This is a genomic window from Pseudomonas sp. FME51 (genome assembly GCF_014897305.1).
In genome coordinates, this window is the sequence record NZ_JABUYN010000012.1 from 1 (window position 1) to 24,991 (window position 24,991).

General features: G+C 54.2%; 22 protein-coding genes and 1 pseudogene. 11 read left to right on the forward strand and 12 right to left on the reverse strand.

Annotated elements, in window-relative coordinates; all coding sequences use genetic code 11:
• Window positions 1-388 precede the first annotated feature (388 nt).
• Window positions 389-691 carry a hypothetical protein gene (locus tag INT39_RS17800; RefSeq protein WP_193075355.1) on the forward strand — a complete coding sequence of 101 codons (303 nt, stop codon included), beginning with the start codon at window positions 389-391 and terminating at the stop codon, window positions 689-691.
• Window positions 692-807: 116 nt separating this feature from the next.
• Window positions 808-1,179: a hypothetical protein gene (locus INT39_RS17805; protein WP_193075356.1), complete on the forward strand. Its 372-nt coding sequence runs from the start codon at window positions 808-810 to the stop codon at window positions 1,177-1,179.
• 478 nt (window positions 1,180-1,657) lie between these two features.
• On the opposite strand, the gene greB is transcribed toward INT39_RS17805, so the two are convergent.
• Genes greB through gmtY form a run of 4 tightly spaced genes read right to left on the reverse strand, consistent with a single transcriptional unit; the run spans window position 1,658 to window position 6,828 of the window.
• The gene (gene greB, locus INT39_RS17810; RefSeq protein ID WP_193075357.1) at window positions 1,658-2,131 is read right to left on the reverse strand and encodes a transcription elongation factor GreB; all 474 of its coding nucleotides are present in this window, start codon (window positions 2,129-2,131) and stop codon (window positions 1,658-1,660) included.
• Entirely contained in the window at window positions 2,128-2,733 is a 606-nt protein-coding gene (gmtX, locus tag INT39_RS17815) for a gamma-mobile-trio protein GmtX (RefSeq protein WP_193075358.1), read from the reverse strand. Before gmtX ends, greB begins: the two co-directional genes overlap by 4 nt.
• 13 nt (window positions 2,734-2,746) lie before the next feature.
• The gene (locus INT39_RS17820; protein WP_193075359.1) at window positions 2,747-5,512 is read right to left on the reverse strand and encodes a VPA1269 family protein; all 2,766 of its coding nucleotides are present in this window, start codon (window positions 5,510-5,512) and stop codon (window positions 2,747-2,749) included.
• The gene (gene gmtY / locus INT39_RS17825; RefSeq protein WP_193075360.1) at window positions 5,512-6,828 is read right to left on the reverse strand and encodes a gamma-mobile-trio recombinase GmtY; all 1,317 of its coding nucleotides are present in this window, start codon (window positions 6,826-6,828) and stop codon (window positions 5,512-5,514) included. Before gmtY ends, INT39_RS17820 begins: the two co-directional genes overlap by 1 nt.
• Before the next feature lie 399 nt (window positions 6,829-7,227).
• On the opposite strand from gmtY, the pseudogene INT39_RS17830 reads away from it, so the two are divergent.
• Window positions 7,228-7,563, forward strand: a pseudogene (locus tag INT39_RS17830) (GreA/GreB family elongation factor); the annotation flags it as partial.
• Window positions 7,564-8,297: 734 nt separating this feature from the next.
• Here the strand turns inward: INT39_RS17830 and INT39_RS17835 are convergent.
• Together INT39_RS17835 and INT39_RS17840 are read right to left on the reverse strand one after the other, a co-directional pair.
• Entirely contained in the window at window positions 8,298-10,799 is a 2,502-nt protein-coding gene (locus tag INT39_RS17835) for an ABC transporter permease (protein ID WP_193075361.1), read from the reverse strand.
• Complete coding sequence (locus INT39_RS17840) at window positions 10,796-11,476, reverse strand: ABC transporter ATP-binding protein (RefSeq protein ID WP_193075362.1); 681 nt, start codon at window positions 11,474-11,476, stop codon at window positions 10,796-10,798. Before INT39_RS17840 ends, INT39_RS17835 begins: the two co-directional genes overlap by 4 nt.
• A 14-nt stretch (window positions 11,477-11,490) precedes the next feature.
• Here INT39_RS17840 and INT39_RS17845 point away from each other — a divergent pair, with 14 nt between their 5' ends.
• Genes INT39_RS17845 through INT39_RS17855 form a run of 3 tightly spaced genes read left to right on the forward strand, consistent with a single transcriptional unit; the run spans window position 11,491 to window position 13,399 of the window.
• Window positions 11,491-12,105, forward strand: coding sequence for an arylesterase (locus INT39_RS17845; protein WP_193075363.1), 615 nt, complete (start codon window positions 11,491-11,493; stop codon window positions 12,103-12,105).
• Between the two features lie 31 nt (window positions 12,106-12,136).
• Window positions 12,137-12,466 carry a hypothetical protein gene (locus INT39_RS17850; RefSeq protein WP_193075364.1) on the forward strand — a complete coding sequence of 110 codons (330 nt, stop codon included), beginning with the start codon at window positions 12,137-12,139 and terminating at the stop codon, window positions 12,464-12,466.
• A gap of 3 nt (window positions 12,467-12,469) precedes the next feature.
• Window positions 12,470-13,399, forward strand: a complete 930-nt coding sequence (locus INT39_RS17855) for a L,D-transpeptidase family protein (RefSeq protein WP_193075365.1) — start codon at window positions 12,470-12,472, stop codon at window positions 13,397-13,399.
• Between the two features lie 58 nt (window positions 13,400-13,457).
• Here the strand turns inward: INT39_RS17855 and INT39_RS17860 are convergent, their stop codons facing one another.
• Entirely contained in the window at window positions 13,458-13,715 is a 258-nt protein-coding gene (locus INT39_RS17860; RefSeq protein WP_090272469.1) for an Lpp/OprI family alanine-zipper lipoprotein, read from the reverse strand.
• A gap of 203 nt (window positions 13,716-13,918) precedes the next feature.
• Between INT39_RS17860 and INT39_RS17865 the strand changes: the two genes are divergently transcribed.
• Both INT39_RS17865 and INT39_RS17870 read left to right on the forward strand, forming a co-directional pair.
• Window positions 13,919-15,319: a GntP family permease gene (locus INT39_RS17865; protein ID WP_193075366.1), complete on the forward strand. Its 1,401-nt coding sequence runs from the start codon at window positions 13,919-13,921 to the stop codon at window positions 15,317-15,319.
• An 85-nt stretch (window positions 15,320-15,404) separates the two neighbouring features.
• Window positions 15,405-15,677 (forward strand): GNAT family N-acetyltransferase, encoded by a 273-nt coding sequence (locus INT39_RS17870; protein ID WP_193075367.1) that lies wholly within the window; start codon window positions 15,405-15,407, stop codon window positions 15,675-15,677.
• Window positions 15,678-15,722: 45 nt separating this feature from the next.
• Here INT39_RS17870 and INT39_RS17875 read toward each other — a convergent pair whose 3' ends face one another.
• A complete protein-coding gene (locus INT39_RS17875) occupies window positions 15,723-16,802 on the reverse strand; it encodes a 3-deoxy-7-phosphoheptulonate synthase (protein ID WP_193075368.1) in 1,080 nt (359 codons plus the stop codon).
• Between the two features lie 250 nt (window positions 16,803-17,052).
• Between INT39_RS17875 and INT39_RS17880 the strand changes: the two genes are divergently transcribed.
• Window positions 17,053-18,012 carry a putative 2-dehydropantoate 2-reductase gene (locus INT39_RS17880; protein WP_193075369.1) on the forward strand — a complete coding sequence of 320 codons (960 nt, stop codon included), beginning with the start codon at window positions 17,053-17,055 and terminating at the stop codon, window positions 18,010-18,012.
• Window positions 18,013-18,147: 135 nt separating this feature from the next.
• A complete protein-coding gene (gene cysB / locus INT39_RS17885) occupies window positions 18,148-19,122 on the forward strand; it encodes an HTH-type transcriptional regulator CysB (protein WP_193075370.1) in 975 nt (324 codons plus the stop codon).
• A gap of 32 nt (window positions 19,123-19,154) precedes the next feature.
• Here the strand turns inward: cysB and INT39_RS17890 are convergent, their stop codons facing one another.
• Window positions 19,155-19,889: a phosphoadenylyl-sulfate reductase gene (locus INT39_RS17890; RefSeq protein ID WP_193075371.1), complete on the reverse strand. Its 735-nt coding sequence runs from the start codon at window positions 19,887-19,889 to the stop codon at window positions 19,155-19,157.
• 208 nt (window positions 19,890-20,097) lie between these two features.
• Between INT39_RS17890 and thrH the strand changes: the two genes are divergently transcribed.
• On the forward strand, window positions 20,098-20,715 hold the full coding sequence (gene thrH, locus INT39_RS17895; protein ID WP_193075372.1) for a bifunctional phosphoserine phosphatase/homoserine phosphotransferase ThrH: 618 nt from the start codon (window positions 20,098-20,100) through the stop codon (window positions 20,713-20,715).
• A gap of 183 nt (window positions 20,716-20,898) precedes the next feature.
• On the opposite strand, the gene pabB is transcribed toward thrH, so the two are convergent.
• The 3 genes from pabB to INT39_RS17910 are packed head-to-tail and all read right to left on the reverse strand — an operon-like array spanning window position 20,899 to window position 24,785.
• A complete protein-coding gene (gene pabB, locus INT39_RS17900) occupies window positions 20,899-22,233 on the reverse strand; it encodes an aminodeoxychorismate synthase component I (protein WP_226944878.1) in 1,335 nt (444 codons plus the stop codon).
• A complete protein-coding gene (locus INT39_RS17905) occupies window positions 22,230-23,246 on the reverse strand; it encodes an alpha-L-glutamate ligase-like protein (protein ID WP_193075373.1) in 1,017 nt (338 codons plus the stop codon). The genes pabB and INT39_RS17905 overlap by 4 nt, the downstream gene beginning before the upstream one ends.
• A gap of 9 nt (window positions 23,247-23,255) precedes the next feature.
• A complete protein-coding gene (locus INT39_RS17910) occupies window positions 23,256-24,785 on the reverse strand; it encodes an inactive transglutaminase family protein (RefSeq protein ID WP_193075374.1) in 1,530 nt (509 codons plus the stop codon).
• Window positions 24,786-24,991: the final 206 nt, after the last annotated feature.

The following is a 24,991-nucleotide window of genomic DNA, read 5'->3' on the forward strand; positions in this document are numbered from 1 at the left end:
GGCCGTGGCGGCCTGACTTAAACGGAATGGCCTCCATAAAACCCGGTGTGATTCAGCCTTGTATAGGTGTGAATCGTGAGCAGTTTTTTGAGTGGACGACAGCGTGCAGGCGTCTATCTCAAAGGTTTTGATGAATTATACCCTGATTATCCAAAGAGGTATAATTGGCTCCTCACTCCAACCGGAGTAGGTGGGTTCGTTTCCGCGATATCTGGTAGATGTTGAAATTAACCACTGTCAGGGGTAGCTTCGACTGGGATAGGTCGTTAGTAATCTTGACGAGAAAAGGGGTAAGAGATAGGAGTCGGTATAAGGGAGCGCATAAACTGATAGATGTAGTCTAGGGCAGTATGCGGAGCTCTTAAAACTCATCTTTTGGAGAGCAGCGATGAAGATTCGTGGGCGAATCGATGTTGAGACTGTTACCGATGTTTTGTGTGATGTATGCGATAGCTCCACCCTGCATGAAAGCGGTGGTCTTCAATACGGATGCCTTGAGGCGCGCTGGGGTTATGGCGCTAAGCACGATAGTGAGCATTATGAGGTGCATCTCTGTGAGTACTGCTTCTTCAAAACGATTGCTTATCTCAAACAGGAGCGAAGGATCGAGAATGTATTTGATGACCAAGTGACAAACAGCAGTCAGCATTTAGGTTTGATCGTTAAGAATGAGTTTTATGGCAGCGAGTAGAACGGGAAGATGATCGTTTGTTGAAGTCCAGTACCAGTCACAATGAGTTCAACCTAGGTGGCCCAGAAAATTGTTACACCTAGAACCTTTAGTGTGCGCTGAGCCATCTCGCAATCTTGCTGAACCAGCCGAGCGTTGAATCATTGATCGCGCAGGCGCTAATAGGCAGTGACACCGGCTGGACAATTTCCGTACATCAAGCGCAGCTGAATCGCTATTACAGTAAGCGGCACACGAAGAATGGCATCAAAGCTCCACCCAACGTGGAAGCTTGCATGGGGCTCGCACTGGCGGAGCGGTGCCGCATAGCAGGTGATACCTCGGGTGTGCTGATGGCGTTAAGTGCAGCAGCAGAGGATTACCCGGAACTCAAACCGCTGCGCCAGATGAAGGAAGAATTCGACCTGAACACACCAATTGATTGGCTTTCAGCAATCTACCCCCGACTGGCGGCGCCGAGGCCGACCCTAGAACTCCATGGCCTTTGAACGCCTCTCTGTTTCAGGAAGTTGAACTGGGAGCTCGGCTACAGACGCGGTGCAGAGAGGTGCTGGCTCTAGTCGCTGAGAAGCATGGGCCATTACATCCAATATTGCGCAACGGCGCGACACACTGACGAGCGTGCTCAGCGGGCCACTCAACAACAACTGTACCACCGACACGAGGTATCTCTATGCAGTTGCTTTTTCCTATATTGGGGGTGCTCAGCTGCCCGGGTACGCAGCGATGGTGGGTATGTTGTGGAATAAGTGGAAACTATCCTGACGGTGTCAAAGGTGTGCTTGAGTTGGTATTACCAGACGGTAACCGTATACTATAACGCTAAATTTTAGCGGCCACCTTGTGTAAAACCTGGACGTATAATCTACGGTCAAGAAAAGATGGCGCTTCACAGACTAAGCTTCAGTGTGGCAAGATTAGAGAGTTATAAGGTGGCTTAGATTATCAGGGTGAGAAGCTAATTTATTAGTTGCAATAGCTAATACTTCTGATTACCCAGTAGGCATCCCCACTTGGTGTGTGAACACATACCTCATCATCAACTGACTTACCTAAGCACGATTTAGCCATCGGGGACCGTAAAGATATGTAATTTTTATTTCCGTAAACCTCCTCTTCACCAACAATTCGAAACCGAATGTGAGCTCCCCCTTCATTTTCAAGAGTGCACCAAGCACCAAAAAAAACTTTGCCCTCTTGTTGAGGGTGATAGTAAACTCTTTCGGCACTCTCTAATATTTTTATTAAGTATCTCGTCCTTCTATCGATTTCTCGTAGCTTTCGCTTGTTGTAAGTATAGTCAGCGTTCTCAGATCTATCTCCTAAGCTGGCAGCCCATGTTACGATTTTTGTGATCGCAGGCCTTTCTTGGCGTGTTAAATAATCAAGCTCATCCTTAAGCTTGTCATAGCCTTCAGGAGTTATTAGATTTCGTTTCATGCTAAATGCTCTAGAGCCTTTTTTAACGCATCAATTGTGGCCATCCTAAACACTACGGCCCCGTTACTATCCACAAGCTCACCAAATTCCGTTTCTTGCAAGTTCCATTTTAGACGAAACTCATTGGAGAGCAAATGCTTTAAAGCTTTGATCTCAAGATCAGAGAGGCGATGTTCGCTTGGTTGAGATGCACCGTAGTCATAAATGTCAACTCGTTGGTTTGGAGGGATTAACTCCGTTATCTTTAGTTTTGCTTCTTTAAGTTCTGATAGCATTATCTCGGTAAACAAGCGTTGCTTAGGATCTTTTATTTCATCAATCCATTCTAACTCGGAATTAGACGGTCTTTTGAGCTTTTTTTTGGGTGATGCGTCTGTAAACGCTTGCAATAGAGCTCTATAATTCACACCAGATCTGTTGCGAATGCTTTGAGCCTTTGGTACGCCTCTGTCTTCACCAAGCCTGGAGATTATGGTGGCCGAGAATTCATATACGCCCCGTTTACGTTGTTCATTACATATATCATAGATTGCTTGAAGCGTCGTTCGGGATTTAGGGGTGGCGGTCTGCATTAGTACTGAGAGGACATCTTCAGGTGTCATGTGTTGCCTATGATTAATCGATTATGTTGTAAGGGTTTGAAGTGTTAGATATGAGCTTTGTGGCTGTTCTCAGAATTATATCTATTTCAGATTTTTCAATGCTTTCCAGGCCGTGAAGCTCGTCCATTTTTATTTCACAGTTAACTAGCTTGTTTATTTGCTTCCATGACTTTAATCTGGTGGTGAGTAGTTTGTTGATTTGGTTTCCTGCAATAAGCTGTTGCTCTGGCGTGAGAAGAAATAGGCTGGGTCTTATATCATTGAAAAGGGCCATTTTATCTAACATTTGAGTGCGGGGGAGAATGGCATCAGTTGCGTTGCAGGATTTGTATATAGTTGCATTGCTGCATACCTCCTGCAGCTGCTGGTAATGGCTTATTTCTTCCAGTTCGAGCTTTAGTTCAGCTTCTTGCATCGAGATAAGTGATATTTCATTGTCAATATTTCCTTGTACTCCAAGGCTGAGAAGTTCTTGGCACTTGTTTATCAGGATGTAGGATGATTGAATGTCACAGAGAAACATGTCTAGTTTTTTTGCAGATAACTCATATTCTGATTCATAGCTTCTTAAGTCTCTTTCGAGGGTGGTTATCTGGCCGTCATATAAAAAAGGATCCTTTTTGAGGCTTGCTATGTACTTTTGTTTTTCAAGAGACCTTATTTGGGCGTTAATTTCATCGACTTGGAGTTGTAAATCTAGGCATAATCCTGATTGGGTGTTGGCTTGCAAGATTATCTCATTGACAATGGCTAAAAGACCGCCAATAAAAGCAGGGCCGGTAATAAAATGTCGGCAACGCAAACAGTTTTGAGTGCCGAGGTAACCATATGGTGTTTGTTCATAAAAGGAGCTGCTAGCTAGTTTGGCTCCCCCATCTTCACACCTCGATGCAGCATATGGGCATATTCCATAATCTCTGAAAATGTAATTTCCAACTGGCGTTGAGTTGTCAAAGGAGTTAAGTATCTCACTGTTCGAGCCTATTAATTTGTTTTTGACTTGATCTATTCTTTCGGATTCAATTATATCTTGTATTGAGGCGGCCTCATTCTTTAGTTTTATCTTTTCCGCATCTTCTAGTCGCTTTCTTATGTCTTGGGAAGTTATCTTGCAATAATATAATGTCATCATGGTTGAGCTGTGCCCGACGATTTTCATCATCATTTCAATAGGCATCCCTTTCTCAAAAACATATGCGGTAATAAGGCTGACGCGCATAGAGTGAGGAGTGTATTTGGTTTTGTAGTTAAATAAGCCGGCTGGGCTTCCTTCTAAAGTAGAGAGTCTTATGCCTGATGGTTGTATGTTGTATAGTGAAGCAGCAAGTCTAGGGGCTAAGGCGTTATGTACATCTCCTGGTTCGTGATCCATAAAGCGCCTAAATAAAAAGCAGTTACTACCTTTGGTCTTTAGTTGTGTTTGATTAAAATGAGTCCGAACGCAGTTCAGCCAAGGAGTTGGCTCAGCAATTGGGTTATATTTTTCCTGCCATTTCCTAAGCTTTATCAGCCAATATGTTAAATCCTCAGGTATCCAAGGTATGCTGTAGCCGCTACCGTTGCTATTTGTTTTGTTTGTGGTGGTGTAAATGCCAAACTCACCATCAGGGTATTTTTTTATAAAAGACTGCTCTTTGGTTTGGCCTGCGAAGATTGAATTGTTTTTTTTCCATACTATATTGTTCTTCTCGTCAAGGTCTGCTATGAACTCATCTGCCTCACCTGAATCATTGTAAGCAATTTGTTTCCCCCTAAGAGGTATCTTCACAAGAGTAAACAGTTGCACCCATTCTGCTGGACACCATATATAAGCCTGTTTGCTTATTATCTTGTATACACAGTCGGGGTCGTTTTTGTCTATCTGATGGATGCTAACCTTTTGCCAGTCCGTATCGTATTTATGTAGGTGCTTTAAGTCTCGAAAATTTTTAGCGTCTTTGGGTATTATCCAATCTTGAGTTTTTTTTACGTAAAAGTATTGAAGGCAAGGTTTCGTTGTCTCAGTTGGTTTGTATGATGTTGTTTTGTATAGACTTAGTGCATAGTGATCTAAAGGGTTTCGCACGTTCCCAATTCTTATGATCTCACCAGTATCTTCGTCTTCAACAGTTAATTCATTGTCGATAATAAACTGTAGAAACTCGTGCGAAGCCTTTATGAATCGTCTTTGAGCTTCATATTTCTCAAAGCTCATTGTGATTTTTTTGAGAGGCCTGATATCAAGTTTTTCTTGCAGCAAGAAATCGTGTGGCGAATTGCTTTTGTCATGCTCCATTATGAATAATCTAACAAATTTACATATGCTGGTTACTTTGGTGCCGCCTCCCTTAGCGGTTTTCATGAATTCTAATATTGCAAAAGTCCATTGTTTATACTGTTTCGGTAGGTACTCAGGCTTATATGGCTCCGGTTTGCCTAGGTAGACATACCAGTTCTCCCATTCGATGGGGTAAGTGTTTTCTGGAGATAAAGGAAGTCCTGAGTTTTCGTTTCTCATGCAATGTGAGCGATACTCCTTCGCATTTTTAAATTTAAATGTTTTAATTAGTTTAAGTGATTCTTTGTATGTGAGGAATGTTGGTATGTCGAAGAAGTCGATCCAGCTCGTCCATTGATCCCGATATAAACGGTTTGGGTTTGCAGGAAGCTTATATGATTTGTAGTTTTCCCTGTATAGCGTGCTGTTGGTTATATTAAGTTCTTTGCATTTTTGTTTCAGTTGGTCATATGTAAAATTCTTGGTTTTTTTATCAAGTGAGAAGGGGGGCTGCTTGATCATTATTCCGCGTCTCTTAACTTTTGTCGTATTTCATCTTGAGTTGGCTTGGTATAAACAACGCACGATAGGGGGTTTTTGTGATGCATTGCTTTCTGAATCTCAAAGTTATTTAGTCCAGACTCGCTTAGTCTGAATCCATATGCGTGTCTGTGCCCATGCTCCGAGGTTCCTTCGCTTAAAGAGCATGCCAATCCAATCCTCTCCACGGCATTTCTATATTGGCGTTGGAAGTTTTTTATAGTTTCAGGATCGCCTTTAGTATTAGTGAAAGCAAATGGGTGTTGGTTGTTTTTTGAGGGCTCAACTCTCTGGTGTTTTAGATAAAGAACCCATATCGAAAGAAATTCTTCTGCTTTTTGAGGAGGGTTGAATATGACCTCAAAATAACCTCTCTTTGAGTTCAATACAGGGTCTTTCCATCCGGCATAGAGCCTCTTGGTATGAAGGTAAAGGTTTCTTGGTACGTAATTTGTGTTGGTGGTTAGATACTCTCTTCTATTTTTTAGTGCTCGATCGGGAGATTCTCCTTCTTCAGGGTGATATATCCTAACCAAAGCTTCTTTTTTGTGATTCGGGTTCAATGTAATGTCAGAGGTGTAAATGTGAAATATTTCACTTTTCCTGAGTCCTCCATAGTTCATCAGCATGGTTATAGCTATCGATTTGTAGTCGATGATGCCGTTTCTTGTGAAGCCCTCATATAATAGTTTTTCTAAATATTTTTCAGGGAATCTGGTCGCGTACTCGTAGTCTATAACGCTTTCTTTGTATCGAGATATAACTCTTGTTTTCTTTAAATATTGCTCGGTTTCTGGTTTTTTTGTCAGGTGATTTAGAAAAACATTTGCTTGCTTATGGTAGTAAGCGCACCAATTGAGCCGCTCTTCATATGAGGTTGCTTTTCTAAAGGGGTTGATTTTGCTTGATCCTTCAGGGTTCGTAAATTCAATAAAGTCAGTGTAGGTTGTTATATGAAACAATAAGTTGTTCACATCTGTAGGCCTGCGTGTGCGCCAGTACAGTTGCAATGGGTCGTTAAGGTTTCTATCTATGGTTCCGATTAAAAGTGACTCAGTAAATGATTTTAGGGTTTTTGTAGCACTAAGGATTTCAGGGGTTGCATTTATGTAGCTTAAAAGAAGCCGTAATGCATAGCAGGAACGCTCTTGCCATGATCTGCTTTTGTATGAAAAGTGAGCCAGATACTTTACATGGGAAACTAGTATTCCTTTCTCTGTAAGAAGTGCAGGTAGCTCATATGACCTACCTGAGCTCACGTCTATATAGTTAACATAGATTTTGTGAACAAAAGCCATGTGAATTACGCAGCTCTCAGCAGGTCAATTTCTTTGCTATGCGCTGACGAAAACTTTAACGACACACTGGGCGCAGAGCTTCCGACAGACACAAACCGAGGTGCACGTTGGATATAGGCGCACCTTTTCAGGTAGCAAAATATGTTTGGGGTGCGCCGTGAGGCGTTCTTTCTTGGTCGATGAGTCACGTGGGCATTAGTCATCTGTGTAGGCTGATGCTTGTCAGAAAGACGCGCAACCGAAGTGCGTGCATTTGCTCGAAGCCACGGTAGTCGCTGGGCTGGGATCGAGGATTAGCGAAGGGCAAGGTAGGCTAAGAAGGGAGTGCCCACGTCGCAGGAGAGATGCGTGAGACACGGGCTTGGCGATAGGAATAGTACCTTTTGGGTGGGGTTATAATATCAATACAATAAGAAGCGCCTGCGGGAGATCGATCGCCGCGTGCGCTATCTGCGTAAATGCCTGGAATATCTCAAGGTCGTCGATTATCGCTCCGAGCAGGAGGGCAAGGTGTTCTTCGGCGCCTGGGTCGAAATCGAGAACGAAGAGGAAAAGCGCCTGCGGTTCCGGATCGTGGGTTATGACGAGATATTCAACCGCAAGGACTACATATCCATCGACTCCCCCATGGCCAGAGCGCTGTTGAAAAAGCAGGTCGATGACGAGGCAGAAGTGACAACCGACGCGGGCACCACGCTTTGGTATATCAATTCGATCGAGTATGAGAAGGGCTGAGCGGAGCCCGCGCTGCGGATGCTTCAGCGTCCGGGCTGGCCGGTCTGCGTGGCTGTGAATCGGGACGCAGAGCGTCCCTGCATGCATTCCCACGCTGGAGCGTGGGAACGATCTAGTGCTGCGGAGTGGGCCGTGAAGGGAGTGCCAGATGAGCGTGGAGCTTGCCCCCAAACCGATGGTCCCCACGCTCCAGCGTGGGAACCGGGCTGTGGACGCTCCAGCGTCCGATCCCACTGTTTGCACAATGCTGAAGCCGCGACGAAGCGTCCCTGCATGCATTCCCACGCTGGAGCGTGGGAACGATCTAGTGCTGCGGAGTGGGCCGTGAAGGGAGTGCCAGATGAGCGTGGAGCTTGCCCCCCAAACCGATGGTTCCCACGCTCCAGCGTGGGAACCGGGCTGTGGACGCTCCAGCGTCCGATCCCACTGTTTGCACAATGCTGAAGCCGCGACGCAGTGCGTCCCTGCATGTATTTCCACGCCGGAGCGTGGAACGATCTAACGGTCGCAGTCAGGCCACTCACGGCGCAGAGGTATGGAGTGGCTAAGGGTTTGAAAACCATCAGCCATACAAATGGTATGCGGAACAGGCTGGTCAATAGGGTGGTGCTGACCGTCGTGTCGCCATGGATGGCGACCGCGAGCTTACAGGGATGTACTTGCAGCGTGTCAGCACCACCCTATTGACCAACCTGTTCCCTACCCCCACCAGCCACAACAAGCTTCGCCTGTTATCACCCACCTCGATTGATCAGTTTCATCGGACTCTGGTTGACCACGGCGCGGGTGCCGAGGGCGCCGGCGATGCCGATCAGCAGTGCGCCGCCGACGGGTACCAGTAGCCAGAGCAGATAGTGCGGTTGCCAGTCCAGGTTCAGGGCGAAGCGGTACAGCAGCCAGGTGATGAGTTCGGCGGCGACGACGGCCAGCAGGCCGGCGAGGGCGCCGAGTAGACTGAATTCCAGGCGGTTGGCCTTGCGCAGGAGGTCTCGACGGGCGCCCAGGGTACGCAGCAATGCACCTTCGTAAAGGCGGCTGTCCAATGTGGATTGCAGCGAGGCGAACAGCACGGTGAAGCCGGCCAGCAGCACGAACACCAGTACATATTCCACTGCCAGGGTGACCTGATCGAGAATGTCGCGCAGCTGCTCCAGTATGGCTTCGACCTCCAGTAGTGTCATGGCGGGAAAAGCGCGGGTCAGTTCGCGCAGGCCATCGCGCTGATCTGCCGGTAGATTGAAGCTGGTCAGCAGGGTGCTGGGTTTGCCATCCAATGCGCCGGGTGAAAACACCATGTAGAAGTTGGGCGTGAAGTTGTCCCAGTTGACCTCACGTATGCTGCTGACCTCGGCTTCCAGTGTTGCGCCGCTGATGACGAAACTCAGTTGGTCGCCCAGGCTGACGCCAAGACTGTCGGCCAATTCCGCTTCCACCGATACCCGATGGCTTTCGCTGGCGGGAAGCTGCTCCCACCATTGACCTGCCCGCAGCTGATTGTCCGCGGGCAGGTCGGCCGCCCAGGTCAGGCTCAGGTCGCGGTTAATGGCGCGCTCACCAGGACTGTCCTTGGTCACGTGCTCACGCACTGCCTCGCCATTGATGGCGGTCAAGCGCCCCTGGGTGACCGGGTACAGCGGAGCGCTGCGGGCGCCGATATCAGCCAATGCCTGGCGGAACGCGGGTTCTTCCGTGGGCAGGATGTTCAGGGCGAAATGATTGGGAGCATCGTCCGGCAGTTGCGCCTGCCAGGTGTCCAGCAGTTCGGTGCGCAGGATGAAGATGACCACCATGGACATCAGGATCAGGCCGAAGGCCAGAATCTGACCGGCCGCGGCTGTCGGTTGTTTCAGCAATTGGCCGCTACCCAGGCGCCAGGCCAGTCCGGCATTGCGCAGGCGCTTCCCGCTGGCCTGTAACAGCAGCCAGGCGAGACTGCCGAGCAGCAGAGCTGCCAGCGCGCCGCCAAAAATCACCGCCAGGGTCATCGGCAGATTGCCGGTGAATTGCCACATCAACAGACTGAGGCCGCTCAGTGCCAAGCCGTAGATAACCCAGGCGCTGCCCGGCAGGGGCGTCAGTTCCCGGCGTAGCACGCGCAAGGGCGACACTCTGCCCAGGCGCAATAGCGGGGGCAGGGCAAAGCCGAGCAAACCTATCAGTCCAGTGGCCGAGCCGACCAGCAATGGCTTGATACCGGCCGGCGGTAAATCTGGCGGTAGCAGCTCGCGTAGCAGATGCACCAGTCCCCATTGCATGAGCCAGCCGAGCAGCAGGCCGAGCACCGTAGCAAGGATGCCCAGCCCCAGCAGCTGGATGAGAAACAGTCGCAAGGTACGTCGGCGGCTGGCTCCCAGGCAGCGCAGCAGTGCACTGGTGTCATAGTGGCGACCGGCAAAGCGGCTGGCGGATAGCGCCACAGCCACCCCCGCTAATACGACGGCGGCGATACTGGCCAATCCGAGGAACTGGTTGGCGCGCTCCAGCGCACTGCCGATCTGCCGATTGTCATCGGCAACGGAGGTCAGGCGCTGATGATCCTGGAGGCGTGGTTCCAGCCATTGGCGGTAGTTCTGCAGGTCCGCTTCGGCACCGCTGACCAGCAGCCGGTAGCGTACTCGGCTGCCCGGTTGCACCACGCGGGTGGCTGGCAGATCATTAAGATTCATCAGTATGCGCGGGGTGAGGCTATAGAAATCACCGGCGCGGTCCGGTTCGTGGGTCAGCAGGGCGGTAATCCGCAACTGGGCATAACCGATCTCCAGTTGATCGCCGACGTCCAGTCCGAGCACATTCAGCAGGCGTGGTTCGATCCACACGGTACCGCTGTCGGGGATGCCGCTGGCAACCTGCTCTACGCCGAAGGAGTGCTGGCTGGTGCGCACCTCTCCGCGAAGCGGATAGCCGGCCCCGACCGCCTTGATGCTGCTCAACTGCATCTCGGATTCGCTTGAGGTGACACTTGAAAAATCAACAATATCAGTGTGTTGAAGACTGTTGTTGATAGCTTCCTGGAGGAGTTCTACCGGCAGCGGCTCGCGCGATGAGATGCGCATGTCGGCGCCGAGAAACTCGGCGGCGCGCGTGGCCATGCCGCGTTGCAGGCGGTCGGTGAAGAAGCTGATTGCAGTGCTGACCAGTACTGCAATCACCAGTGCCAGCAGCATGACTCGCAGTTCGCCGGCGCGCCATTCGCGCAGCAACAGGCGCGAGGCCAGAGGCAGATCGCGACCTATCATGGCTGGTCTTCCTTGAGGCGCCCGGCGTCGAGATGCAGCGCACTTTCGCAGCGCAGTGCCAGGCGCTCATCATGGGTGACCATCACCAGGGTGGTACCTTGTTCGCGGTTGAGTTCGAACAGCAGGTCGGTGATGCGTGCCCCGGTAACCGCGTCGAGGTTACCGGTTGGTTCATCGGCAAACAGGATGGCGGGCTCGCTGGCGAAGGCTCGGGCGATGGCGACACGCTGTTGTTCGCCACCCGACAGCTGTCGGGGGTAATGGCTGGTGCGCTGATTCAGGCCAACGCGCTCCAGCAGTTGCCGGGCCCGTGCAGCAGCGTCCCGACGGCCATCAAGCTCCAGGGGCAACATGACATTTTCCAGGGCACTCAGACTGTCCAGCAGCTGGAAGGACTGGAACACAAAGCCGACATGTTCGGCGCGAAGAGCAGCGCGTTGGTCTTCATCGAGGGCGCTGAGCGATTCGCCAGCGAGAATGACCTCGCCACTGCTGGGCAGATCCAGTCCGGCCAGCAGGCTCAACAGGGTGGACTTGCCCGAGCCGGAAGCGCCGACAATGGCCACACTGCTGCCGCGCGCAATGCTCAGACTGACATCATCGAGGATGGTCAGCCTTGCTTCCGGGGCATCGACGACTTTGCTAAGGTGGCTGGCAATGATAACGCTGTCTGACATGGGTATCGGCCTTGATGAGTGTCTGGAAGAAATGCGCTGCATCCGTTCTGTTCTGCCTGCTGGCGATGCCTGCATCGGCACAGAATATTCTGCTGGTCGGCGATAGTATCAGTGCCGCTTTCGGTCTGGAAATCGAGCAGGGCTGGGTGACACTGCTGGAGCAGCGATTGGCCGAGGAGGATCACCCCCATGAGGTGATCAATGCCTCGGTGAGCGGCGACACCACCGCAGGTGGTCTGGCCCGGCTGCCCGCGCTGTTGGAGCAAGTGAAGCCGGCGCTGGTGGTGATCGAGCTGGGCGGTAATGATGGCCTGCGGGCGCTGCCGACGGCGAATATGCAACAGAATCTTTCTGCCATGGTCGCACTGGCCAGAAATGCCGATGCCGACGTCATACTGCTGGGTATGCGCATCCCGCCAAATTACGGCCCGCGTTACTCGGATGCCTTTGAAAAGGTGTTTATTGATGTTGCCGGTGAGCATGACGTGGCGCTGGTACCCTTCCTCCTGGATGGCGTGGGCGGAGTGGAAGGCCTGATGCAGGGCGATGGCGTGCATCCAACAGCTGCAGCCCAGTCGATTTTGCTGGATAATGCCTGGCCGTCCATCAAGCAGTGGCTTAAGCAGTGATGGCATTTATTCGGTGTGAGGAGCGGTTTGGGTGACGATGTCGTGGATTGCCAGGCGATGGTGTGTAGTTGAGCAGGATGAGCAACAGGACCTGTTTGTGGGAGACCCGTGGCATCACCATCTGGTTGACATCAATTTGCGGCTGGATGCACCTTTGGAACGGTCGCTGTGCGGTGATCTATTACCCTCCAGGCCGGTCTACCAGGAGCTGACCCGGCAATTGCTGAAAAATCTGTGCCCGCACTGCCGGGATACAGCGCAATCGCTGCGCGGCAACGGGCGGCGAGCGGCAACGCGTCGGGGGGCAGCCTTGCCTGCCATGGCGCAACAATTCGATCTGTATGCACCAGCCGGGAGCTGAATCATGAAATACCTGCCAGGCAAGATAGTGGTCGGTATGTTGTCTGCCAGTTTGAGCGCTGCGGTGATCGCGGCGGAATATGTGCTGGATTCGCCGGAACAGCAGATGATTGGGTCGGTGTATACCCTGGATGCGGTGTTCGAGGATACCTTTGCCGATCTGGGTGAAACGCATGGCTTCGGCTTTCTCGAGATGCAGGCGGCGAATCCCGGTGTGGATCCCTGGCTGCCGGGAGAGGGTACGTCGATTCGGATGCCCGGGCAGCAGATTCTGCCCGACACGCCGCACAGTGGCATCGTCATCAATCTGCCGGAGTACCGTCTTTATCATTATCCAGCGGCTGGCGGAGCTGTTAGTACCTGGCCTGTGGGCATAGGTCGCCAAGGCTGGTCATCACCAATAGGCGAGACCCGCGTTGCGCGCAAGGAGGCCAACCCGTCCTGGTACCCGCCGCAATCGATCCGCGAGGAACATGCAGCTGCGGGAGACCCGCTGCCAACGGTGGTGCCACCGGGCCCGGATAATCCCATGGGACCGTTCAAGATGAATCTGGCGATGAGCGGCTATGTGATCCACGGCACCAACAAGCTGTTCGGCATCGGCATGCGTGTCAGCCATGGCTGCTTTCGCATGAACAATCAGGATGTGACCGAACTCTTTCCCCAAGTGCCAATAGGCACCGCAGTTACCATCGTCAATCAGCCCTACAAGCTTGGCGTGCACGCAAACAAGCTGTATCTGGAAGTGCATACGCCGCTGGATGAGCATGGTTTTCCGTCGTCGCTGGACAAGCAGGCAGCGATTCAGGAACTGTTTCAGGCGCGCAGCGAGCTGGTGGCGGGGTACCGCTTGGATTGGCAGAAGATACGCGACATGGTGTATGCCGAAGATGGCGTGCCCGCAGTGATTGGTGAACCTTATGGTTCACTCTGAAGTGCACTGCGAAGGTATCGCAATTGGCGGCGAACCCCTTCGCAGTAACACAGCCTGCTTACTTGCGGCTGGCTTTTTCCAGCATGCGCAGGGCGCGCTCGTTGGCTTCGTCAGCCGTCTGCTGAGCGCGTTGTGCCGCGGCCAGGGCTTCGTCGGCCTTGCGATTCGCTTCGTCAGCGGTGGACTGCGCACGGGCTGCCGCATTCTCATTGGCGGATAGGCGCGTGCTGGTCTCTTCCTGATACTGATTGCTGCTGCAGCCAGCAATCAGCAGGCCGGCCAGAGACAACGCCGAAAGTTTCAGTGCAATGTTCATCGTGATACCCCTTCGTTTAACAATAATGTCGTTTTGCCGACCAGTTCATATTAGCAGTTCTCCCGACGGATGGTGATTGACCCGCGTCATAACCAGCAGGTCTTTGCCGACATTCAGCACATTGACTGAACAACGTCCCGGTTTGTTCCCCAGGGCATCTGAGTTACCGTATTCCCGATAAATATAAAAAGGAACTGCAGCATATGCTGGGATATATCGGGTTGTTTGCAGGGCTTATTCTGCTGATCGGATTTGCACTGCGAGGCGTGAATATCTTTCTTGCTTCGATTGTCTGCGCTTTGGTAGTCGCCATTCCCAATGGCATTCTGCTGCCCGCCGCTCTGCTGGAGCATTATCCCTTCGGTCCGCTGGGGGCCTTTACCTTCGCCGGCAAATTCTTTCTGCTATTTCTCTGTGGTGCCATTTTTGGTAAGGCCATGGCCACCAGCCAGGCAGCCAAGAGTATTGCTGTAGCGATTACCCGCGGGCTGGGCGTAAAACACACCTTGTTGGTCGGCATGGTGGTCTGCGCCTTGCTGACTTATGGCGGCGTCGTGGTTTTCGTGGTGGTCTTCACTATGTATCCACTGGGTATCACGCTGATGCGTGAGGCCAATCTGCCCAAACGGATTTGGTGCGCGGCGACTTCAGTGGGGGCCGGCACCTTTACCATGACCGCTTTGCCGGGTACACCTTCCATTCATAACGTGATTTCTGCCAGTTCTCTGGGCACCGATCTGTTCGCAGGCGGCTGGATTGGTCTGTTTGCGGCAGTGATCATGGCCGGGCTGGGTATGTGGTACGTGGAGCGCGAATGGCGACTGGCTCGAGCCAATGGTGAGGGCTTTGTGGAAAACGCCCAGGACCTGCGTATGGAGCAACTGATCGGTGATCCCAATGATGCGCCGCCCTGGGGCCTGGCGCTGGTGCCCTTGCTACTGGTGCTGGGTGTGATCATGCTGCCGCGATTAATTCTGGGCATGGCGGACTGGTCGGAAACACAAGGCGTATTCGCAGCCATTCTGCGCTTCAGTGCAGCCCAACCCATTATCTGGCCCAGCATTGCTCTGGTGATTGGTGCGCTGTCCTGTGGGGCGCTGTTTGTCAGCGCCCGCAGAAAGCTAGGGCAGGTATTCGGCCAGGGTGCGGAAGACTCGGTCATGCCGCTGCTGAATACCGCCGCGGTGATCGGGTTTGGCGGGGTAGTGACTCAGACGGCCGGTTTCGGTGAGTTTGCGCAGTGGATACTCGGCGTGGACATGCCGCCGCTGCTGTCGGTGTTTACCTCGGTCAGTACCCTGTCGGCGATTGTTGGCTCCTCCTCGGGTGGCCTGCAGATATTCATGCAGACGCTTGCGCCCAGTTATCTGGAGATGGGTATTCAGCCGGAAATCCTCCACCGTATCGCGGCGATCGCGGCCGGCGGTCTGGATTCGTTACCGCACTGCGGGGCGGTGATCGCCACCTTCATGATCATGGGTCTGTCACATAAGGAAGCCTACAAGGACATGTTTGCTGTTACCGTGGTCGTCCCGGTGATAGCCTGCCTTGCGTCCATCGCGTTACTGATGGCGTTGGGTATGGGTGTTACGCCGCCGGCGTAACGGGCTGCAGCAGTGATGGAATCTTATGGCGCTGTCGCAGGTCCATTGTATTCAATCATTTTCGATGCGTTAGAAGGAGGCTGTCATGACCGCCGATGCTCCGGTCCAGCACGACACCGAAGGCAAGCAGTTCTATATCTCCGCCGAGGGCGGGCGAGCCTATCTCGCCTATATGGATCTGGGCAAGCAGACCATGGATATCTATCGTACCTATGTGCCTGACGCCCTCCGTGGTCAGGGGCTGGCGGAAAAGCTGACCGTCGAGGCGCTGAAATATGCCGATGAGCATGGGTATACGGTCATTCCTTCATGCTCTTACGTTGAGCACTACATGCAGCGACAGCAACCCTCGAGCTGATATTAAAAAACCCGCTAAGCGGGTTTTTTAATGCTGCCTGTGACGCTACTGGCCGCGCTTGCGCGTGGGCAGCGTATCCTTGATCTTCGCGTGCATGCTGCGTACCGCCTGAACGGTGGTATCCCAGTCAATACAGGCATCGGTGATGGATACGCCGTATTCCAGCTGCGACAGATCCTTGTTGATGGCCTGGCTACCCCAGCCAATGTGGCTTTCGACCATCAGGCCGACAATCGAGGTGTTGCCTTCAGCGATCTGGTTGGCGACGTTGTCCATCACCAGGGGCTGCAGGGCAGGGTCCTTGTTGGAGTTGGCGTGGCTGCAGTCGATCATGATGTTCGGAGTGATTCCGGACTTTTCCAGTTCCTTTTCACACAGGGACACGCTGACCGAATCATAGTTTGGCTTGCCATTGCCGCCACGCAGTACCACGTGACCGTAACGGTTGCCGCGGGTGGTGACGATGGATACCTGACCTTCGTGGTTGATACCCATGAAACGGTGCGGGCTGGCAGTTGATTGCAGCGCGTTGATGGCGACGCCAAGATTGCCGTCAGTACCGTTCTTGAAACCGACCGCCGAGGATAGGCCGGAGGCCAGTTCACGGTGGGTCTGGGATTCGGTGGTGCGCGCGCCAATCGCTGACCAGGAAATCAGGTCCTGCAGATACTGCGGTGAAATAGGGTCCAGCGCCTCGGTGGCGGTAGGCAGGCCCATGTCGGTCAGATCACACAACAGCTGACGACCGATATGCAGTCCGTCTTCAATCTTGAAGCTGTCGTCCAGATAGGGGTCGTTGATCAGGCCTTTCCAGCCAACAGTAGTGCGCGGCTTCTCGAAATACACGCGCATCACCAGATACAGGGTGTCGCTGACTTCTTCAGCCAGAGCCTTGAGCCGGCGGGCGTAATCCTTGGCTGCTTCCACGTCATGGATGGAGCAGGGCCCGATAACGATGAACAGGCGGTGATCCTTGCCGTCCAGAATATCGCGAATGACCTGACGGCTTTCCACTATGGTGGCTTGCGCAGCGTCGCTCATGGGTATCCTGGCCTTGAGTTGGGCAGGGGTAATCATCACTTCGTTGGAAGCAACGTTAAGATCATTAATAGGTAAATCGGCCATTTTCCATCCCAGCGTGTCTTTCGGCCACCAACCGGTCGGCCTCTGAATAGTGGCCGACAGCTTAAAGCATGCACGGCGGCTACGGCTACCCTGTCGGCTCGGTATTGGTCTGATAGACCCTGTAAATCGCAAGGTTTGCGTCTGGGCTGCATTGTTGCGAATGGCTTTGTCACTTTGCCGACTGTTGCCGAGTGCGCTCAGCGACTAACATGGACGACACTTTCGCGCATCGTTAAAACAAGAGGTACACATGCAAAACGCAAAGCCGCGTATCGGCGTAATCGGCACGGGCGCCATTGGCGGATTCTACGGGTTGATGCTGGCCCGCGCGGGCCATGATGTTCATTTTCTGCTGCGCAGCGAATATCCAGCTGTCCGCGAGCACGGCATTACCGTGGAAAGCCGGGTGCACGGTGAGCTTAATCTCAATCCGGTACAGGCTTATGCCGACGTCGCCGATATGCCGCCCTGCGATTGGTTGCTGGTTGGTGCAAAGTCGACCACCAACGAGACACTCGCGCCCATCATTGCCAAGGCGGCTGCGTCGGGTGCCCGGGTAGTTTTGCTGCAGAACGGATTGAACAATGAACAGCAGCTGCGCCAGCTATTGCCGTCGGATCTGCATCTGATCGGTGGGCTGTGCTACGTCTGTCTGTATCGCAAGGCACCCGGTGTGGTGGTGCATCAGGACAACGGCATGATCGATCTGGCCTACCATTCCGGCCCGGCCGATGAGCAGCAGCAACAGGAGATTATTGCCGCTGGTGCAGCGATGTTCCGTGATGCAGGCCTGAAGGCCCGGGAAATGGGCAACCTGGACGGCGCCCGTTGGCAGAAGCTGGTATGGAACGCACCCTTCAACGGTGTCTCAGTCATTCTCAATGCCGGTACTCAGACGTTGCTCGACAACGTTGCAAGCCGCCAACTGGTCGGCGAGTTGATGCAAGAGGTCGTGGATGCGGCACAAGCTTGTGGCCACAAGATGCCCGAGTCGCTGGCAGAGAAGCTGCTGGCAGGCACTCAGCGCATGCCAGACTATCTGCCGAGCATGTATCACGACTGGTTGCATAAGCGGCCGATGGAGCTGGACAGTCTCTATGGCGAGGCGCTGAAGCTTGCTGCAGAGGCTGGCGTCGGCATGCCCAAGACCGAGGCGCTGCTGCAAATGCTGCAGTTCATTGAGGCAGGTTATTCCGCGCCTGCCGACTAACCGACAGGCGGTGGGACTGATTCCCGTTTTGGATCTTGCTGGTGGATATTCTGGTCTAACCTGAGTCATGTATCTATGAATCTGGTTATAAAGGGTCCATGATGTTTCGCTTGATCCAAGAGGGGGATGGTCTCAATGAAACTGCAGCAGCTGCGCTATATCTGGGAAGTGGCACATCATGATCTGAACGTGTCGGCGACAGCGCAAAGCCTTTATACCTCTCAACCGGGCATCAGCAAGCAGATTCGTTTGCTTGAGGATGAACTGGGCGTAGAGGTGTTTTCCCGCAGCGGAAAGCATCTGACGCGCATCACGCCTGCGGGTGTGAAGATCATTGAGACCGCGGGCGAGATTCTGCGCAAGTGCGAAAGCATCAAGCAGATAGCCCAGGAATTCAGCCATGAGCGCAAGGGCGTGCTGACGCTGTCCACCACGCATACTCAGGCACGTTATGCCTTGCCGCCGGTGATCAGTCGCTTCATGCAGCGCTACCCCGACGTCTCCCTGAACATGCATCAGGGAACACCCACCCAGATCAGTGAAATGGCCGTCAACGGCACCGCCGACTTCGCCATCGCTACAGAAGGGATGGAGCTGTTCAACGAGCTGATCATGATGCCGTGCTACCGCTGGAATCGCTGTGTGATTGTGCCGAAGGGGCATCCCCTGGCGGAGGCCGGCAAGCTGACCCTGGAGGCCCTCAGCGAGCAGCCGCTGGTGACCTATATATTCGGCTTTACCGGGCGCTCCAAACTGGATGATGCATTCAGCCACGAGGGGCTCTCACCCAAGGTGGTGTTCACCGCTGCGGATGCGGACGTGATCAAGACCTATGTGCGTTTGGGGCTGGGTGTTGGCATCGTGGCGAAAATGGCCGTTGACCCGAAGATCGATGACGACCTGGTGGTCATCGACGCCAGCCATCTGTTTGAATCCAGCGTGACCCATCTCGGCTTTCGCCGCGGTACCTTTCTGCGTGGCTTCATGTATGACTTCATCGAGGCCTTCGCGCCACATCTGACGCGCGAGCGTATCGAGGAAGTGCTGAAGTGTCAGAACCGGCAGGAGATCGAAGCGCTGTTCGAGGCGGTAGAGCTGCCGGTGTATTGAGTGGTCGGCCTGATAGGCCGACACCGCATAACTCAATTCTTTGCGATCAGGTTCCCTGCATGCAGCCCGCATTCCTTCTGCGTGGCTTCCTCCCACCACCAACGACCTTCGCGCTCGTGCTGGTTGGGCAGGACTGCACGGGTGCAGGGTTCGCAGCCGATGCTGACGAAGCCGCGTTCGTGCAGACTGTTGTAAGGAATCTCCAGCATGCGGATGTAGTTCCACACATCCTCGCTGCTGTAGTTGGCCAGCGGGTTGAACTTGATCAACGATTTTCCCGGACTGGAAAATGCCCCGTCGACCTCGACTACCGGGACATTGCTACGGGTGCCAGGGCTCTGGTCGCGACGCTGACCGGTGATCCAGGCATCGACGCCGGCCAGTTTGCGGCGTAGCGGGGCGATCTTGCGGATACCGCAGCATTCGCCATGGCCGCTTTCATAGAAGTCGAACAATCCTTTCTCTCTGACATAGGCTTCCAGGGCCTGCTGGTCGGGCGATAATACGTCCAGCTGAATGCCATAGTGCTTTCTGACTTCTTCCAGAAAGCGGTAGGTTTCCGGGTGCAGGCGTCCGGTATCCAGGGTGAAGACCTTGATGTCGGGATTGATCTTCCACGCCATGTCGAGAACGACGATATCGTCTGCGCCGCTGAAAGACAGCCACAGGTCATCGAAATGCTGGATGGCCAGCTTGAGAATATCTTGCGGCGATTTGGTCGCATATTCTGCGGCCAGGGTTTCTACATCGAACAGGTTGGTGGACATCAGGCTCTCCCGCTATGCGGCCCGTGCACGCGGGCCATCTGTAATCGCGGCATTTTAACAAGGGTTGCTTAGTACTTCTGCTTTTGTTTAGTTATAGTTTTATGCTCTGGCGTTATTAAAAAGGCCGCCCGGTCAGCTCGGCGTTGCGCCTGGCTAGCGGACCCGGTAGATTACGGCGCCAGTTCATTCACTGCTTCAGGAGTACTCTGTGGAAATCGCCTGCCTTGACCTCGAAGGTGTTCTGGTCCCCGAAATCTGGATTGCCTTTGCCGAGAAAACCGGTATCGCCGAGTTGCGCGCGACCACACGGGATATCCCGGATTACGATGTACTGATGAAGCAGCGTCTGCGCATTCTCGATGAGCATGGTCTGAAGCTGTCGGATATTCAGGAAGTGATCGGTACGCTGACGCCGTTGGATGGCGCGGTGGAATTCGTCAACTGGCTGCGCGAGCGTTTCCAGGTGGTGATTCTGTCCGATACCTTTTATGAGTTCTCCCAGCCGCTGATGCGTCAACTGGGCTTCCCGACGCTGCTGTGCCACAAGCTGGTCATTGACGAAAATGACCGGGTGGTGGATTACCAGTTGCGCCAGAAAGACCCCAAGCGCCAGTCGGTACTGGGCTTCAAGAGCCTGTACTACCGGGTGATTGCCGCTGGTGACTCCTACAACGACACCACCATGCTGTCCGAAGCCCACGCCGGCATTCTGTTCCACGCCCCGGACAATGTCATCGCCGAATTCCCGCAGTTCCCTGCAGTGCATACCTTCGAGGATCTGAAGAAGGAATTCATCAAAGCCTCGAATCGTCCGCTGAGCCTGTAAGGCTGGTTGCTGGTTTTGGTCTTTGCCCTCCGCAGCTCAAAAGCCTCTGACGGAGCTTGTGGGGCGGGCTAGCGCGACCGTCGTGTCGCCAGGGATGGCGACCGCGAGCTTACAGGGATGTACTTGCAGCGTGTCGAGATAGCCCGCCCCATAAGCGAAGTCCCACACCAGTCCAGCAGCCAGCTACCCCAGGCTCTCCATCAATACCCGCACCTTGGTCAGGCTTTCCTGATATTCCGCTTCACCCTCCGAATCGGCGACTATACCGCCGCCGCCCCAGCAGTACATGCGATCATCCTGATGCACCAGAGAGCGGATGGCGATGTTCAGGTCCATCTGTCCCTCACACCCTATGTAGCCGATGCTGCCGCAATACAGGCTGCGTCGTACCGGTTCCAGTTCCTCGATGATCTGCATGGCGCGGATTTTCGGGGCGCCGGTGATCGAGCCGCCGGGAAAGGCGCCAGTCAGCAGACTCAGGGCATCCTGCCCACTGGCCAGCTGGCCGGTGATACTGCTGACCAGATGATGCACATTGGGGTAGCTTTCGATGCTGAACAACTTGGGCACCTTGACGCTGCCGAAGCGGCAGGCACGTCCCAGATCGTTGCGCAGCAGGTCGACGATCATCAGGTTCTCCGCGCGATCCTTGAGGCTATGTCGCAGTTCTGTGGCAAGCGCCAGATCCTCTTCTGGGGTGTGACCGCGTGGGCGGGTGCCTTTGATGGGTCTGGTTTCCACCTGGCCATCCTGCACTTTCAGAAAGCGTTCTGGAGACAGACACAGCAAGGCGTGTTCAGCGGACTCCAGATAGCCTGCAAAGGGTGTCGGGCATGCTTCGCGCAACCGCTGATAGGCGTTCAGGGGGTCGCCCTGGCAGGGTGCGGAGAAACGCTGGGCCAGGTTCACCTGGTAGCAGTCGCCGGCCTGGATGTAATCCTGGATACGGGCAAAGGCCTGCAGGTAGGCTGGCTGGGACTGCTCTGCGGTGAAGGGGTTGCGCAGGGTGAACGCATCCGGCTCGAGTGCTGAGCTGGCCAGGCGGGCCAGTAGTTCGGCCTGATCGCTTTTGTCGACAATCGGGTGACATACCAGCCAGCGGCGGCGCAGCTGGTTATCGCTGATCAGACTCCAGGGGTAAATACCCATCTGCAGGGCGGGCAGGGAAATATCCGCGCGAGCATGGGTTGGCATCTGTTCCAGGGAGCGCCCAAAGTCATAGCTGATGAATCCGAGCGCGCCGGCGCCAAAGGGCAGCTGCAGGTCTTCAGGCCAGGAGGCGGGGCCAAGCAGCTGAAGCGCATGACGTAGGCGGTCGATGGTTTGGGCGCCGGTTTCATTGTCCTGCGGGGTGATCAGTTGCAGCGGGGCGGCAGCGAGGATGCTGTAGCGACCCAGTGGATCACCGCTGGCAGCGGAGTCGAGCAGGACTGGATTGCCCATGTCGCGAAAGGCAAAAAGCCCTGGCAGCGGGTCGGCTTGCCAGGGCAGTTCGGTCATCTGGTAGGGCGAGGTCATTCGGTCGGTTCAGGCTCGACAGGCGCTTCATCCGCACTCAGGAAGACCGGTTTGCCGAAATGCTTCTGGGAGAATGCCATGCGTTCTTCCACGGTCTCGGTCTTGCCGGCTTTCTTCAGTTCGGCGATATGTTTTTCTACCTTGTGGCAGCGATGCGTCAGCCCGGCGTCGTTGGCAATCTGAATGTTCAGGCCGGGACGGGCGTTAAGCTCGAGAATCAACGGGCCTTTCTTTTCATCCAGCACAAGATCCACACCGATATAGCCCAGACCAGACAGCTCATAGCAGGAAGTGGCCAGACGCATGAAGCCGTCCCAGTCGGGCAGTTGCACACCGTCCACCGGGTTCGCGGTGTCCGGGTGCTTGCTGATCTTGTTGTTCAGCCAGGTGCCCTTGAGGGTGATGCCGGTGGTCAGATCCACACCCACGCCGATGGCACCCTGATGCAGGTTGGCCTTGCCGCCGGACTGGCGGGTTGGCAGACGCAACATGGCCATGACCGGATAACCCATCAGCAGAATGACGCGGATATCCGGCACACCTTCGTAACTGATGCTCTTGAAAATAGGGTCGGGTTTGACCCGGTATTCGATCAGTGCCCGGTCGCGATGGCCCCCGAGCGAGTACAAACCGGAAATGATGTTGGAGAGATGATGCTCGATCTCGTCGTGGCTGATGATCTTGCCGGAGACAGTGCGATAGCGGCCTTCATAGCGATCACCGATCACCAGAATACCGTCACCACCTGCGCCTTGCGCAGGCTTGATGACGAAATCCTTGTGGTTCTCCACCAGCTTGGCGAACTGGCTGATGCCCTTTTCCGTATCAATGATGCCGTACAGATCAGGCACGTTGATCTCGGCGGCGATGGCGCGTTCCTTGGTCAGGATCTTGTCATCCACCACCGGATACAGGCTGCGCTTGTTGTACTTGAGTACATAGTCCGCGTTGCGTCGGTTGATGCCCATGACGCCGTTGTCACTGAGGGCTTTCCAGATGTTCCAGAAAAACATGGTCTCTCCTCAGCCCTGTTTGGTCAGCGCTTTGAAGCGCATCAGTTCGGTGAGACGGTAGCCGCGGTAGCGTCCCATGGCCAACATGAAGCCCACCAGCACCAGCAGGATGGCCGGGAAGGTGAAGACGAAATAGGTCAGCTCAGGGATGCTCATCAGCATGTGCGACAGGGTGGCCGCTATCAGCGTGCCCAGGGCGACCTTGAATGAATGACCGCCGCCACGCTCTTCCCAGTTGATCGACAGGCGCTCGATGGTCATGGTCAGAATCACCATGGGGAACAGGGATACCGACAGTGCGCGCTCGATGCCCAGCTTGTGGCTGAACAGGCTGATAGCGGCAATCACCAGTACCACGAAGGTGAGTACGATCGACAACCGTGGCAGCATCTGCAGTTTCAGATGTTCCAGGTAGGAACGCAGCGACAGCCCCAGCGCGGTGATCAGGGTGAATAGCAGAATACCCCAGCCGACCTGGGTTTCACGGAAGGCGAGGGCGATCAGTACCGGAGTGAAAGTCCCCAGTGTCTGAATGCCGATCAGATTGCGCAGCACCAGGATCACCAGGACGCCGATTGGAATCATGATCATCACCTGATACACCTGCTGCGCCTGCAGCGGCAGACCGTACAGGGAATACTCCAGCAACGCGGAGGGGCTGTTTTCAGTGGTCATCTTGGCCAGTCGCAGCGCATTCATTTCGCTGTTGCTGACAGTGAAGTTGATATTGCCGCCACTGCCGCCTTCCAGGCTCAGCAGTGGCGTGGTGCCGGTCCACCAGACCAGGCGGTTATCGGGTATACCCTGCTGTCCGGTTTCCGGATGAAAGTACAGCCAGCGCTCACCGTTATAGCTGCGCAGCCAGAGTTCAGGTTGCTGGTTGGGGGTGGCCTCAAGGCGGATGGTGTGTACCAGTTCCAGCGGGATGCGTGCGTTGGACAGCAGCACATCGATCACCCGGGCCTTGCTCAGAGCGCTGCTATCACCGCCGAGCAACAGGCGAACGTTGTCATCGGTAATGTCATTCACTCGGCGAATGGTTTCGCTGATGAAGGTCTCGATATCCGCCGAATGCTGGCGTATCGGGTTGATCAGGGCGTCAGCGGCAATCTGCTCCGGGCCATCCAGCGGGATCGGCTGACGGGGCGCGGGCGGTTGAGCTGCGGCGGGTTCGGTGCCATAGCGATTGGTCAGTACCAGGCGGTAATACAGCGTTTGCGTGCCGCTGGCGCGGCGTGCGGACCAGGTCACCCGGCGATTGCCGTCCTGCTGGTTGACGCTCACGCCATAGTTGTTGGAAATGAAGCTCTCATTGAGGCTGACGAACTTCTGATTCAGCGGCGGAATGAATAACTGAGCCTTGACGGGTACGCCGCTGCTGGCGCGGAACTCGATCTTCGCATCCAGGCTCCAGATATCATCGGTTTCATCTTCGCGAACGGGGATGTCGAGTACATATATCTGGTATCCCGTGATCAGCAGGCCCAAGCTGACCAGAAGGGCGATCATAATCTTCAGATGGGTATTGATCGATTGCATAGTGTTCTCAGCTGCAGTGTTGGATTGCTGCTTCGCTCCGTGAACAGGGAGGTAGAGGCAGCGTGAGGCAGGCGGCATATTAGCATGCCAAGCAGACCGGTACCCATAAGCATAAGTTCCCTGGGCCTTTTCCCGTGTAATTGGGTTTTTAATCCAGATTGTTGACAATCCTATTCGGTGGAAGGCATTATTCGTCTCAATAGCGG

What these genes read in the sequence shown, in the direction of transcription:
- INT39_RS17860 (WP_090272469.1), bottom strand. Translation starts at nt 13,715, where the DNA reads ATGAACATTGCACTGAAACTTTCGGCGTTGTCTCTGGCCGGCCTGCTG.
- INT39_RS17820 (WP_193075359.1), bottom strand. Translation starts at nt 5,512, where the DNA reads ATGATCAAGCAGCCCCCCTTCTCACTTGATAAAAAAACCAAGAATTTT.
- INT39_RS17875 (WP_193075368.1), bottom strand. Translation starts at nt 16,802, where the DNA reads ATGGCCGATTTACCTATTAATGATCTTAACGTTGCTTCCAACGAAGTG.
- INT39_RS17905 (WP_193075373.1), bottom strand. Translation starts at nt 23,246, where the DNA reads ATGTTTTTCTGGAACATCTGGAAAGCCCTCAGTGACAACGGCGTCATG.
- gmtX (WP_193075358.1), bottom strand. Translation starts at nt 2,733, where the DNA reads ATGACACCTGAAGATGTCCTCTCAGTACTAATGCAGACCGCCACCCCT.
- greB (WP_193075357.1), bottom strand. Translation starts at nt 2,131, where the DNA reads ATGAAACGAAATCTAATAACTCCTGAAGGCTATGACAAGCTTAAGGAT.
- INT39_RS17910 (WP_193075374.1), bottom strand. Translation starts at nt 24,785, where the DNA reads ATGCAATCGATCAATACCCATCTGAAGATTATGATCGCCCTTCTGGTC.
- cysB (WP_193075370.1), top strand. Translation starts at nt 18,148, where the DNA reads ATGAAACTGCAGCAGCTGCGCTATATCTGGGAAGTGGCACATCATGAT.
- gmtY (WP_193075360.1), bottom strand. Translation starts at nt 6,828, where the DNA reads ATGGCTTTTGTTCACAAAATCTATGTTAACTATATAGACGTGAGCTCA.
- INT39_RS17890 (WP_193075371.1), bottom strand. Translation starts at nt 19,889, where the DNA reads ATGTCCACCAACCTGTTCGATGTAGAAACCCTGGCCGCAGAATATGCG.
- INT39_RS17845 (WP_193075363.1), top strand. Translation starts at nt 11,491, where the DNA reads ATGAGTGTCTGGAAGAAATGCGCTGCATCCGTTCTGTTCTGCCTGCTG.
- INT39_RS17880 (WP_193075369.1), top strand. Translation starts at nt 17,053, where the DNA reads ATGCAAAACGCAAAGCCGCGTATCGGCGTAATCGGCACGGGCGCCATT.
- INT39_RS17800 (WP_193075355.1), top strand. Translation starts at nt 389, where the DNA reads ATGAAGATTCGTGGGCGAATCGATGTTGAGACTGTTACCGATGTTTTG.
- INT39_RS17870 (WP_193075367.1), top strand. Translation starts at nt 15,405, where the DNA reads ATGACCGCCGATGCTCCGGTCCAGCACGACACCGAAGGCAAGCAGTTC.
- INT39_RS17840 (WP_193075362.1), bottom strand. Translation starts at nt 11,476, where the DNA reads ATGTCAGACAGCGTTATCATTGCCAGCCACCTTAGCAAAGTCGTCGAT.
- INT39_RS17835 (WP_193075361.1), bottom strand. Translation starts at nt 10,799, where the DNA reads ATGATAGGTCGCGATCTGCCTCTGGCCTCGCGCCTGTTGCTGCGCGAA.
- pabB (WP_226944878.1), bottom strand. Translation starts at nt 22,233, where the DNA reads ATGACCTCGCCCTACCAGATGACCGAACTGCCCTGGCAAGCCGACCCG.
- INT39_RS17855 (WP_193075365.1), top strand. Translation starts at nt 12,470, where the DNA reads ATGAAATACCTGCCAGGCAAGATAGTGGTCGGTATGTTGTCTGCCAGT.
- INT39_RS17865 (WP_193075366.1), top strand. Translation starts at nt 13,919, where the DNA reads ATGCTGGGATATATCGGGTTGTTTGCAGGGCTTATTCTGCTGATCGGA.